This is a genomic window from Saccharopolyspora sp. NPDC050389, from assembly GCF_040655595.1.
Lineage (GTDB): Bacteria > Actinomycetota > Actinomycetes > Mycobacteriales > Pseudonocardiaceae > Saccharopolyspora.
Genome location: NZ_JBFAKG010000024.1, coordinates 102,732 through 114,306, shown reverse-complemented (window position 1 = coordinate 114,306; position 11,575 = coordinate 102,732). Strand labels below are relative to the sequence as shown.

Genomic DNA, 11,575 nt, shown 5'->3' with positions numbered 1-11,575 from the left:
GTGCGCGGTAAACCACGGGGGGCCTTTTTATTTTGGGCCGCCCATGCAACCCCAAAAGACTCACGGCCCCGAACGTTCGTGGCGGGCCGTCGGCGGCAGGGCTGCGGCCCGGGGAGAGCCGAGGGCCCGGGAGAGGCCTCGGGCCGCCGCCCGAACCACCGGCACCAGAGCCATCGGGTCGCTGGTTTCGGCCGGGACCACAAGGGACAGTGCCGCGATCACGCTGTCCGCAGCGTCGCGGACCGGGGCCGCCACCGAGAGCGTGGACAGTTCGATCTGGCGGTCGCTGATCGCGAAGCCGCTCTTCCGGACATCGGCGAGGACGGCGCGCAGCCGTCGCGGTTCGGCGATCGTCAGGTCCGTGAAGCGCTTCAGCGGCCTTTCCAGGACCGCTTCCTGCAGCTCGCGGTCGGCGTGCGCGAGCAGGATGAGGCCGACGCCGGTGGCGTGCAGCGGCAGCCTGCCGCCCGGCCGGGACACCACCGGCACGGCATCCCGGCCGGAGATGCGCTCCAGGTAGACGACCTCGTGCCCGTCGAGGACGCCGAGCTGCGCGTTCTGGCGGGTGGCCTCGTAGAGGTCGCCGAGGAACGGCATGGCGACCTCGCGCAGGAACGTGCCGCGCGGCGTCAGCGCCGCGAGCTCGTAGATCCGCAGCCCGATGCGGTAGCAACCGTCGTCGTCGCGCTCCAGCGCGCCCCACCCGGCGAGCTCGCCGACCAGGCGGTGCGTGGTCGTCAGCGACAGGCCGCTCTGGCGGCTGATCGCCGACAGCGTTAGGGACGGCCGCTCCGGCGAGAAGGTCTCCAGGATCCGGAACAGCCGGGAAGCCACGCTCGGCGCACTCGTCCCGCCGCGCTCGCCCATGACATTCCCCCCCGGGGACTCCGACCGGCCCATTCTCACCCGGCCGGATGCGCGGGGCGAAACCACCCGCTACCGCCCGCCGCCATGCGCAGGCCTCGTGAGTGATGGTTCCGGTTCTTACCGGAACCATCACTCACGAGCTCACGACGGAGCCATCGACGTTTCGGCGCTTCTCTCGGCGAGCCTCGGACGGCGCAGCACCGCAGCACGGAAACGGAGCGGCGTCCTCATGGTGAGTTCCGTGTCGTCCTCTGCATCCGGCGTATCCGCCCAGGTCGCTCCTCCGGTCCCGGGTCGCGGTTGACCAGCGAGTACGTGCGCAGCATGGGTCGGTTCACAACAACGCCATCATGACCGTCCTATTCGCCATCCTGGGCGCCAAATACCTCGGCGACGCGATCACCACCCGCACCACATGAGTCGTAGCTCGGCGGCAGGAACCTCGGGTACTTCCGCTCGCCCGCTCGCCGTGATCAGGCTTCGGTGAAGACGATCCGCTCCGGCTCGACCGTCAGGCGGATGTTCTGGCGGCGGACCTGGACGAGGGTTTCCAGCTCGGTGGCGTGGCCTTCCGGGACCGTGAACAGCCGGTCGTCGCGGGTGTCGAGGTACTCGGCGAAGCCGCCCAGCGACGCCCCGCCGGACTCCTCCAGCTCGAGGTAGTCGGCCAGCCGCCGGAACAGCTTCGGCAGCAGCACCGCCTCGTCCTGGAGTTGCTCGCGGGAGCGCACCCGCAGCCCTTCCAGTGTGGCGTCCTTCGCCCACACGCCCTGTTTCGCGTTCCGGGCGGCTATCGCGGCGTCGGCCATGCTCTGGCGCAGGTCGGGGAACAGCTTGGAGTAGAAGGTCGGGTACACCAGGCCCGCGGCCAGCAGCGCGTGGTTCGCCGATGCCTGCAGGCCCTTCGGATCCAGGTGGACGTCGCCGCCGTCGGTGGAGCGGCCCGGTCGCTGGCCGGGGAAGGCGAAGGCCACCGCACGGCCGTACTTGTCCGCGAAGCGGGTCAGGATGTGGCCGGGCGTCTCCTCGGGCGTGCTCGCCGTGACGCCACCGTTCTCGTTGCGTTCGAAAGCGGTGAAGCCCAGGTGCTTCAGCAGCGCATCCGAGGCGGCGTTCGCCAGTTCGGCGGGCTGGTGCCACATCTCGCTGCCTCGCGCCTGCGGCCGGTAGTGCGTCTCCAGCGCGTCGATGCCCTCTAATCGGAGTTGGGCCCCGCCGCGCGAGTTCAGCCGCACGGACAGGCCCGCCTTGGCGAACGCTTTCCGGTCGGTGGGGTAGAAGCGGATCGAGTCGCCGTCGGGCGAGGCGCCGGTGATCCGGAAAGTGCCCTTGATCAACGTGAAAGTCATGCTGATCACGGTATTGAAGGCGTCGTCCGCATTGGACCGCTTCCACCCGGACAGCCCAGTGCCCGAGCCGAGAGCCGCTTCACATCCGCCGTCGGCGCCGGGAACATCGCTCAGCGTGCCGAACCGGATGCGAAGCGCGATGATTTTCCGCCGGTTGTCGGTTCGTCGGCGCACCTCTTTAAGCTCTTCGGGTTGGGTCTTTTCGGAAAGCAGAGGTGGCGGTCGCGTGACTGAGCGGTCCATGCAGGTCACGCGTCGTGGACCGGCGTCGAAAGCCGCCGGCCGGTGGGCGGCGGTGCTCGGCCTGGTCTCCGCTCTGCTGGCGCTCGCGGTGCCCTTCCTGCCCGTCGAGCACGACATCACGACGTTGCGGTGGCCGACCGCGCGGGGCACCGAATCGGTGTCGGCGCCGCTGGTCAGCCACGCGCCGCTGTGGCTCGCGACGGAGGTGCCGTGCGCGGCGGCACGGAGCCTGGACGCGCGCATCGACGGCCCCGGCGTGCTGGTCGCCACGAACGCGCCGTCGTCGGAATACGGCGGGCTGACCGGACTCACGCTGCAGGTCGACGGCGGGCAGGTCGCGCTGTGGTCCAGGGGGCACCAGGCCGGCACCGCCGCGCTGCCCGCCGGTGACTGCTCGATCTCGGTGCGCTCGGACTCCGCCGGCACGCAGGCCGGCGTGGGCGGGGTCGCGCTGGCCGCCGTGCCCGGCGACAACCGGCCCCAGCTGACCGGCATCTACTCGCAGCTCGATGCCGCGGTCGACGACGTTCGCGGCCTGTCCTTCGAAGCTCGGGTGGACGACCGCTTCGCGAGCCAGGCGACGCCGCTGAAGGTCGCCGTGATGGTGCTGGCCGTCCTGGCGTTCCTCGGCTCGATGGTGGCGTTGCGGCGCATGGAGGTCCGCAGGCCGCCGCGCTGGGCGCCCGAACGGTGGTGGCGGCCGAAGGTCCGCGACGTGGTCGTCCTCGGCGCGCTGGGCGTGTGGTGGTTGATCGGCGCGATGACCGCCGACGACGGCTACATCCTGACCATGCTGCGTGCCTCCGACAGCGCCGGGTACGTCACCAACTACTTCCGCTGGTTCAGCAACCCGGAATCGCCGTTCGGCTGGTTCTACGAGCTCTACGCGCTGTGGGTGCAGATCTCGCCCGCGACGCCGTGGGTGCGGTTGCCCGCGCTGTTCCTCGGCGTCGTCAGCTGGCTGCTCCTCAGCCGTGGCGTGCTGCCGCGGCTCGGGCAGCAGGTGCGGCGCAGCGAGTCCGCCGGCTGGGCGGCGGCGGCGGTGTTCCTGGCCTTCTGGCTGCCGTACAACAACGGTCTTCGCCCGGAACCGGTCGTAGTGGCGTTCTTCCTGCTCGCGCTGTGCGCGGTCGAACGCGCCGTGGCCACTCGACGGCTGACGCCCGCCGTGCTTGGGCTGCTCGCGGCGGCACTGGGCCTGGGGGCGAATCCGCACGGCATGGTCGCGATCCTGCCGTTCGTCGTGGCCGCGAAGCCGCTGCTCCGGATGCTGTGGCAGCGGGTGCGGGAACGCGGCGCGCTGCCGGTGCTGGCTCCCGTCGCGGCGGCCGGGCTGGTGATCCTGGTCGGCGTCTTCTTCGACCAGACGCTGCAGTCCGTGCTGGATTCCGTGGCGCTGAAGACCAAGTTCGGGCCGAACGAGCAGTGGTTCGAGGAGCTCAGCCGCTACGACCGGCTGTTCGGGCCGTGGCCGGACGGGTCGTTGACGCGTCGATTCCCCGTGCTGCTGCTCATCTTGTGCATCGTGGCGAGCGGCGTGGTGCTGCTGCGCCGGGCCAAGATCCGGGGCGCCGCGCTCGGCCCGAGCCGCCGCGTGCTGGCGGTCGCCGCGCTGAGCTTCGTGGTGCTGGCCATGACGCCGACGAAGCACACGCATCACTTCGGGATCCTCGCCGGAATCGGCGCGGTGGTGGCCGCGCTGACGGCGCTGGCGACGAGCGCGGCGGTGCTGCGGTCCCGCCGCAACCGGGCCGGGTTCTTCGCCGGCCTCATGGTCATCTGCGCCTTCTCGGTCACCGGCACGAACTCGTGGTGGTACGTCTCCGGCTGGGGCGTGCCGTGGTTCGACCGGGCGCCGAGCCTCGACGGGCGGAGCGCGAGCACGTACTTCCTGGCGGCCGCGGCGATCGCCGGCGTCGTCGCCATGATCGAGCACCTGCGCCACGACGAACTGCCTGTGATCACGCCGGAGGCGCGGCGGCGGGTGCTCAGCCTCGGCGCCGCACCGCTGACGTTCACCTGCGCGATCCTGCTGGTCGGCGAGGTGGCGCTGTTCGCCGCGGGCATGCAGCGGCAGCGCGACGGCTACAGCCTCGGCGCGGACAACGTGAAGCAGCTCGCCGGTTCCAGCTGCGGGCTCTCCGACTACGTCGGCGTCGAGACCGATCCGCGGCGCGGCGTGCTCGCGCAATCGCACATCCAGCCGCGCACGGAGAGCGCGGCGTCGGCGAGCCGGCGCACCAAGAACAAGTCCGCCGACTACCTCGCGGCCACCGCGACGGGCTTCCACCGCTTCGGCTACCCGGAGGGCAAGCACTGGACCCCGCCGTTCGGGTTCGGCGGCGACGACGCGCCGGTGTGGGGCACCTACGCCGCCGACGGCCCGCTCACCGGCGAGTTGCGCACGCCGTGGTTCGACCTGCCCCCGCAGGCCACCAGCGGCGAGGCCCCGGTGGTGCTGTCGTTCGGCGGCGACGCGACGGGCGTGAACGCGCTCGGCGTCGAATGGGGCCGGGACACCCCGGAGGGCTTCGAGATCCTGGGCCGCGTCGACGTCGCCCAGCTCAGCGGCATGTGGTTCGACCGCCGGTTCGTCGTTGACGGCGCGACCAAGGTCCGGGTGGTGGCCGTGGACCGGAAGATCGATGCCGGTGGCTGGATCGCAGTCAGCGCGCCGCGTGTCCCGCAGCTGACCAGCATGACGCAGGTGATCGGCGATGCGCCGGCCTTCGTGGAGTGGACCGCCGCGCTGGTGCATCCCTGCCTGAACCTCGCGCGGCTGCACAACGGGGTCGCCGAGTTGCCGCAGTTCCGAGTGGCCGGCGGCGGGATCTTGCGCGACATGGGCCAGAGCTGGTCGGCGCCGGGCGCCGGCGGCCCGTTTGGCTGGCTCAACGTGGCGGGCAGCGTGCGGACGATGCCGACCTACCTCAAGGGCGACCTGCATCGCGACTGGGGCACGCTGTACCTGGTGGACGCCTACCAGTCCGGCGCGCTGCCTGCGGAGGCCGCGATGGAGGTCCACCGCGAAACGCACTGGGGGCTTTGGAGTCCAGGGCCGCTGACGAAGGCGGTGAAGCTGCCCGGCGGTGCGCCCAGTTCGACCGGGCGCACCGACATCCGTCCGCTCGACGGGATTCCGACCGGTGACGCCACGTGATCGGCTGTGAGCATCGCCATTCCGGCGGGGTTGTGGCGACCTAGATCGCTTAGGATCGCTAACCAACGAGTCGGAACCCCTTAGCCCGGAAGACGAAGCATGCCTCGCGCTCGAGAGCGGGTGGCCCGGCGCCGCCCGGCCGCCATTATCGTCCACTGTGGAATTCGTGTGTGCCGGGGAGCGGAGGCGTCGTGTCCGGCGTGATCCAGGGCTTCGGCGTCATCGCCGCCATCGTGCTGATCGGCTACCTGCTGGGCCGCGGCGAACTGCTCGGCGAGAACGCGCGCGAAGCGCTGACCAAGCTGTCGTTCTACGTCGGAACTCCCGCGCTGCTGCTGCAAATGCTGTCGGAATCCGATGTCTCGGTCATCTTCTCCGCCCCGCTGCTGGTCAGCGCGCTGAGCACGTTCGCGGCGGCGGGCCTGTTCGTGCTGGTCGGCCTGCTGCGCAGGTGGAACATCCGCCGCACGACCATCGGCGCGCTGTGCTCGAGCTACGTCAACGCCGGCAACCTCGGCATCCCGATCGCCGTCTACGTGCTCGGCGACGCGAGCCTGGTCGCGCCGGTGATGCTGTTCCAGTTGCTGGTCATGACGCCGATCGGGCTGACCGTGATCGACTTCTCGCAGGCGGGGGAGCGTTCCTCGGTGTGGCTGCGGATCCTCGCGCCGTTCCGCAACCCGATCGTCATCTGCTCGCTGATCGGCGTCGCGATCTCGTTGAGCGGCTGGCGGATTCCGGCTCCGGTGCTGGAGCCGATCACGCTGCTCGGGCACTTGTCCGTGCCGACGGTGCTGCTTGCGTTCGGCATCTCGTTGCGTGGCAGCGCGTTGCCCGCCGGTGGTGCGGAGCGGTGGCCGGTGCTGATCTCGGTCGGCCTGAAGTCGGTCGTGCACCCGGTGATCGCCTGGGCGATCGGCGCCGGCCTGTTCGGGCTGGAGGGCGCGACGCTGTTCGCGGCGGTGGTGATCTCCGCGCTCCCGGCGGCGCAGAACCTCTTCGTCTACGCCTCCCGCTACAACGTGGGCGTGCGGCTGGCGCGCGAATCGATCCTGCTGTCGACGATCCTGTCGGTGCCAGTGCTTTTCACCGTCACGGCACTGCTCGGCTGACGTGCCCGTGCGCCTCCGGTCGGCACCCCGGAGGCGCAGGGCCCCTCGCCGGTCAGCCCACGTTGAGGTCGACGCAGGCGTAGAAGGCGTTGGCGGTGTCGGCGATGTTCCAGACGGCCAGCAGCTTCTGCTTGCCGCTCACGCCGCCGAGGTCGACGGTGTGGGAGAACCGGTCCGGCGGCTGGGCGCCGTGGTCGTCGAACACCGCGACCCGGTTGCCGCCGATGAAGTACTCCCACGTCGTCGTGGAGTGGTTGGCGGTGATCGTCCAGTTGAAGTTCACCGTGTTGCCGACCTGCGTGGCCTTCCAGCCCTTGCTGTCGTCGTCGAGGTCGGCGAACCGGCCGTTGCCGCCGCTGCAGCTGGTCAGGCCCTTCGGGCCCTCGACGCTCTGCGGCTCCCACTTGATCTCGCCGCAGGGCACCGTCCCGGCGGCGCACTGGGCCTGGCGGCTCGGCGGCGAGTCGATGTAGCCGTGCGCGCCGGCGGTGCTGGTGGGTATCGCCACCAGGAAGGGCGCGATTGCCGCGCCGACGGCAGCGGCGGCGAGCCTTCGCTTCGAGTTCATCTCAGCTCCTTGTCAGTGCGGCCGGTGTTCCCGGCCGGCGGACCCCCCGAAATCCGGATCGGCGGTCGGCGGATACGGCGCGCGGCGCCGGAGGAGCGGGAGGAGACCGGCCTGTCGACGACCGCACATCGACCGGGCCTTCCCCGAAGAACAATGTGGTCTGGACCATACTGAGGCGGCAGAATTCGGTCAACACCTGCGAAAACAGTCACCGCGATGGACCAGGACCACTCCGATAAGTGGTCCGCCTTCGGGAATCGCGAAACTGTCGGGGGTGCGCGGGAACATGCGGGTGTTCGCCGAAGTCGGGCCGTCGAGGAGGCGACCGACATGAATCCGCAGCAGCACATCGCCGACGCCCGCGCCGCGCTCGGCGCCGCCGATCTCGTCGAGACCGGTGATCCGGTCGCCGTCCTCGACGACCTGGCGGCGATCGCCGAACTTGTGGGCCGCCTGGCCGAACAAGCCCGCCGGGACTTGGCCAGCTGGGCGACCGTCGGCCCGCACCTGGCGCAAGCCGGGGATCGCGCCGCCGCGCTGGCGCGCAACCTGCAGCACGCGGGCGGCACCCTCGCCTACAACGCGGCGCCGCCTCGCGCGGCGGCCTCCTGAGATCATGGGAGCCGTGACAACCTCTGGCACCACAGGTTCCAGCCCGCGGCGTTTCGCCCAGATCGACGTGTTCGCGGGCCCCGCCTGCTCCGGCAACCCGCTCGCGGTCGTGCTGGACGCCGAAGGCCTGACCGACGACCTGATGCAGAGGTTCGCCAGGTGGACGAACCTCTCCGAAACGACGTTCCTGCTACCTCCGACCCAGCCCGGCGCCGACTACCGGGTGCGGATCTTCACGCCGTCCGGCGAGCTGCCCTTCGCCGGGCATCCCACCCTGGGCAGCTGCCACGCCTGGGCGAGCGGCCGGCCGGAACCCGTTCCGGACCGGATCGTCCAGGAGTGCGCCGCGGGGCTCGTCGAGGTCCGCACGACCGCTGCCGGATACGCGTTCGCCGCGCCGCCCCTGCTGCGCTCCGGTCCGGTCGACCGGCAGCTGCGGGACGAACTCGCGGCCGCGCTGGGCCTTTCGCCCGACGACATTCGCGATGCGCAGTGGGTCGACAACGGGCCGGGATGGGTTGCCGCCCTGCTCGACAGCGCGCAGGCGGTCCTGGACGTTCCGCTGCCCTCTGGGCCGCTCAAGGTCGGCATCGTCGGGCCGCACCCGCCCGGCGCGCCGTACGACTTCGAGGTGCGCGCCTTCTTCCCGGAGTCGAGCGGGGTGATCGAGGATCCCGTCACCGGCAGCCTGAACGCGGGAATCGCGCAGTGGCTGATCGGCACCGGGCAGGCCCTCGAGCACTACACCGTCCACCAGGGCACCGCAGTGGGCGCGGACGGCCGCGTCGTGATCGATCGCGACCGGGACGGCACCATCTGGGTCGGCGGCGCGGCGGTCACCCGCATCCAGGGCGAGGTGCGGCTCTGATCCCGCCGCCGCAACGGGAATCCCGTTGTCCACTGTGGATACCAGTGTGCGTCGCATTCGGATGGCTCACCGTGTGCGTTCCGCCGGGCGCGTAGGGTGGCCGGGTGGGTGATTTCTGGGATCCCGCCGGGGCTGGAGTGCTCCGGCTGCCGTCCGGCCGTCTCGTCAGGGGCCGCGGCCTGCGAAAGCCGCTGCCTCCCGGATCGGTGCCGGTCTTCGCCGTCTACCTGCTCGGCAAGACGCCGCCGGAGGTGGAGTGGGAGAGCCGCTGGCTGCGCTGGCCGGACTTCCGCCTGCCCAGCGACCGGGCGCAGGCGCGCGAGATCCTGCGCGAAGCGTGGGAACGCGCCGAGGCCGAGCGGGTGGAGCTGGCTTGCGCCGGCGGGCGAGGCAGGACCGGCACGGCGCTGGCCTGCCTCGCCGTCATCGACGGAGTGCCGGCTGACGAGGCGGTCGCCTACGTCCGGGCGAACTACGACTCGCACGCGGTCGAGACGCCCTGGCAGAAGCGCTACGTCGCCCGCTTCTCCGCCTGATCGATCACGCGACCAGGCGCAGCCAGGCCGCCGCGAGTGCGGCGTGACCGGCCGGCGTCGGGTGCACGCCGTCCGCGGTCCAGTACTCCGGCCCGGTCGTCGCGGCGAGCTCGGCGAACATGCCGTCGGCGGCGAGCAGGTGCGCGCCGTAGCCGCGGGCGAGCTCGCGCACGACCTGGATCTTCGGGTCCAGGTCGGCGCGCCATTCCTTTCGCTCTTCCTCTCCGATGAGCGCGCCACCGGCCCCGGCCTCGACGACGCCGTGGATCGGCAGGAGGAACGGCTCGATGAGGATCAGCTCCGTGCCCGCCTCGGCCAGCGGCGCGAGCAGGCGGTCATAACCCGCTTCGAACTCCTCCACGGGAATCACGTACCCCGTCGGGTCTAGCGTGTGCCAGCCCATGTCGTTGACCCCGACGAGGATCGACACCACGTCCGGGCGCGCGTCGAGCACGTCTGTCTGCCAGCGGGCTTCGAGGTCCATCACCTTGTCGCCCCCGTTCGCGGTGTTCAGCCAGGTCACGGGCCGGTCCGGGTGCCGGAAGCCCCACTCGCCCGCGACGCGCAGCGGGTAGCCGAACCCGAGACCCTCTTCGCTCTCCAGCCGTTGGCAGTCGGTGATCGAATCGCCGGTGAACATCACGGTGCTTCCCGGTCGGAGGGTGATCGTCATATTTGCTCCTGGAACTCGGTTGGGAAAGAAAGGGAACGGGGTGGCTGCACTAGATTTCCGGGCTGCCGAACCACTGGCGGGCGGCTCGCTCGAACGCTTCCCGGTCGGGGTCGCGATCCCCTGCCCAGGCGACGATGCCGTCGGGCCGGACGAGCACAGCGCCCAGCCCGAGGTCGTTTCTCGCCGGCCCGGCGGCATACCGCATCCGGCTTTCCCAGCCCATCGCCGAACCGTGCAGGCGTCGGTCGGCGCTGAAATCGAGTGCGACGCCTCGTCCGTCCTGCATCAGGTCGCCGAGGCGAGTGCCGTCCTCGAGACGGAAGTCCGGGGCGTTGCGGCCGACCAGCGGCTGCTCGCTGCCGAGGTCGTGGCGGATCGACGATCCCGAGATCTTCTCGAACACGTAGGTCGTTCCGTCCCGGGTACCGAGCAGGTCGCGAATCACTCCCTGGATCGCCTGGGCATGCGGGTCCGGCCGCATGGCCGCCGACTGGGCGCGGGTCCAGTCGAGCGCCCAGGCGCCGATCGGATGGCGCTCGCGGGTGTAGGTGTCGAGAAGTCCGTCCGGCGCGTGCCCGTGCACGGTCGCCGCGAGCTTCCACCCCAGGTTCGTGACGTCGCCGATGCCGGTGTTGAGTCCCTGCCCGCCAAGGGGGGAGATAAGGTGCGCGGCGTCGCCCGCGAGCAGAACGCGTCCCTGCCGGTAGGTCGTCGTCTGCATCGCCCGGTCGGTGAAGCTCGAGGCGAGATGGACGTCGCTCAGTGTCACGTCGGTGCCGGACACGCGGCGCAGCACCGCCTGGAGATGGTCGCGTGTCGGCTGCTGCGAGCGATCGAACGCGCCGCCGTCGAAGTCCATCATGCCGATGTGCCCTTCCGCGGGCATCTGGACGTACATGCCAGTCGGTGTCAGGTTGATCCCAGGCTTCAGCTTCTCGGGATCGGCGATGGTGGCGAGCACCACGTAGCCGGTGAACTGCGGCTCGGTGCCGACGAAGTCGAAACCCGCGAGCCCACGCACCGCACTGCGTCCGCCATCGCAGCCGACAACCCAGCGCGCCGCGTACTCGTGCTCGCCGGTGTGCAGGACCACGTTCTCGTCGTCCTGGGCGATGGCGGAGACCGTGACGCCGCGCCTGATCTCCACGCCGAGCTTGACGGCCCGCTCGGACAGCACCGTCTCGACCGATTCGAGGCTTGTCATCACGACCTCCGGCGCCGGGCTGGGCAGCCGAAACGGCAGGGCGGTGACGTCGACCTTGGCCGGATCGAGCACCATGCCGGCGAAGTGACCCGCCCCGCGAGGGGGTGACGGCTCGTCCGCGTCGGGGTTCGCGCCGGGATCGTCGTGCACGCCCGACGCCGTCAGCAGCGGGTCCAGCATCCCACGGCGGTGGAACGCCTCGACCGACGTCGCGAACAGGCCCCGCAGCCCGAGCGGGTCCGCCCGCCACGGGGAGCCGGGCTCCGGCTCCCGCTCAAGCACCAGGACGGAGCAGCCCGCGAGGCCAAGCTCGCAGGCTAGGAAAAGACCAACCGGGCCGGCGCCCACGATCACTACGTCATGCATGAGAAATCCCTTCCGAA

The 11,575-nt window shown here is 70.8% G+C and carries 10 protein-coding genes; 5 read left to right on the top strand and 5 right to left on the bottom strand.

Features of this window, described 5'->3' with window-relative positions:
• Positions 1 to 60 precede the first annotated feature (60 nt).
• The gene (locus tag AB0I53_RS18115; RefSeq protein ID WP_358603702.1) at positions 61 to 867 is read right to left on the bottom strand and encodes an IclR family transcriptional regulator; all 807 of its coding nucleotides are present in this window, start codon (positions 865 to 867) and stop codon (positions 61 to 63) included.
• A gap of 473 nt (positions 868 to 1,340) precedes the next feature.
• Positions 1,341 to 2,216 carry a nuclease gene (locus tag AB0I53_RS18110; RefSeq protein ID WP_358603699.1) on the bottom strand — a complete coding sequence of 292 codons (876 nt, stop codon included), beginning with the start codon at positions 2,214 to 2,216 and terminating at the stop codon, positions 1,341 to 1,343.
• Between the two features lie 226 nt (positions 2,217 to 2,442).
• Between AB0I53_RS18110 and AB0I53_RS18105 the strand changes: the two genes are divergently transcribed.
• Both AB0I53_RS18105 and AB0I53_RS18100 read left to right on the top strand, forming a co-directional pair.
• Positions 2,443 to 5,619, top strand: coding sequence for an arabinosyltransferase domain-containing protein (locus AB0I53_RS18105; RefSeq protein ID WP_358603696.1), 3,177 nt, complete (start codon positions 2,443 to 2,445; stop codon positions 5,617 to 5,619).
• 191 nt (positions 5,620 to 5,810) lie between these two features.
• Complete coding sequence (locus AB0I53_RS18100; RefSeq protein WP_358603694.1) at positions 5,811 to 6,731, top strand: AEC family transporter; 921 nt, start codon at positions 5,811 to 5,813, stop codon at positions 6,729 to 6,731.
• 52 nt (positions 6,732 to 6,783) lie between these two features.
• On the opposite strand, the gene AB0I53_RS18095 is transcribed toward AB0I53_RS18100, so the two are convergent.
• Complete coding sequence (locus AB0I53_RS18095) at positions 6,784 to 7,299, bottom strand: lytic polysaccharide monooxygenase auxiliary activity family 9 protein (RefSeq protein WP_358603691.1); 516 nt, start codon at positions 7,297 to 7,299, stop codon at positions 6,784 to 6,786.
• A gap of 330 nt (positions 7,300 to 7,629) precedes the next feature.
• Here AB0I53_RS18095 and AB0I53_RS18090 point away from each other — a divergent pair, with 330 nt between their 5' ends.
• The 3 genes from AB0I53_RS18090 (at position 7,630) to AB0I53_RS18080 (ending at position 9,315) form a co-directional block, all read left to right on the top strand.
• Complete coding sequence (locus AB0I53_RS18090; protein ID WP_358603689.1) at positions 7,630 to 7,911, top strand: hypothetical protein; 282 nt, start codon at positions 7,630 to 7,632, stop codon at positions 7,909 to 7,911.
• Between the two features lie 13 nt (positions 7,912 to 7,924).
• Positions 7,925 to 8,779 (top strand): PhzF family phenazine biosynthesis protein, encoded by an 855-nt coding sequence (locus tag AB0I53_RS18085; protein ID WP_358603687.1) that lies wholly within the window; start codon positions 7,925 to 7,927, stop codon positions 8,777 to 8,779.
• Positions 8,780 to 8,883: 104 nt separating this feature from the next.
• Positions 8,884 to 9,315, top strand: a complete 432-nt coding sequence (locus tag AB0I53_RS18080; RefSeq protein WP_358603685.1) for a protein-tyrosine phosphatase family protein — start codon at positions 8,884 to 8,886, stop codon at positions 9,313 to 9,315.
• A gap of 4 nt (positions 9,316 to 9,319) precedes the next feature.
• Here AB0I53_RS18080 and AB0I53_RS18075 read toward each other — a convergent pair whose 3' ends face one another.
• Together AB0I53_RS18075 and AB0I53_RS18070 are read right to left on the bottom strand one after the other, a co-directional pair.
• Complete coding sequence (locus AB0I53_RS18075; protein ID WP_358603683.1) at positions 9,320 to 9,988, bottom strand: GDSL-type esterase/lipase family protein; 669 nt, start codon at positions 9,986 to 9,988, stop codon at positions 9,320 to 9,322.
• 49 nt (positions 9,989 to 10,037) lie between these two features.
• A complete protein-coding gene (locus tag AB0I53_RS18070; RefSeq protein ID WP_358603680.1) occupies positions 10,038 to 11,558 on the bottom strand; it encodes an FAD-dependent oxidoreductase in 1,521 nt (506 codons plus the stop codon).
• Between the last annotated feature and the right edge of the window lie 17 nt (positions 11,559 to 11,575).

Excerpts from the sequence above, each read along its gene's own strand:
- AB0I53_RS18115 (WP_358603702.1), bottom strand. The coding sequence starts at position 867 with ATGGGCGAGCGCGGCGGGACGAGTGCGCCGAGCGTGGCTTCCCGGCTG.
- AB0I53_RS18110 (WP_358603699.1), bottom strand. The coding sequence starts at position 2,216 with ATGACTTTCACGTTGATCAAGGGCACTTTCCGGATCACCGGCGCCTCG.
- AB0I53_RS18095 (WP_358603691.1), bottom strand. The coding sequence starts at position 7,299 with ATGAACTCGAAGCGAAGGCTCGCCGCCGCTGCCGTCGGCGCGGCAATC.
- AB0I53_RS18090 (WP_358603689.1), top strand. The coding sequence starts at position 7,630 with ATGAATCCGCAGCAGCACATCGCCGACGCCCGCGCCGCGCTCGGCGCC.
- AB0I53_RS18075 (WP_358603683.1), bottom strand. The coding sequence starts at position 9,988 with ATGACGATCACCCTCCGACCGGGAAGCACCGTGATGTTCACCGGCGAT.
- AB0I53_RS18070 (WP_358603680.1), bottom strand. The coding sequence starts at position 11,558 with ATGCATGACGTAGTGATCGTGGGCGCCGGCCCGGTTGGTCTTTTCCTA.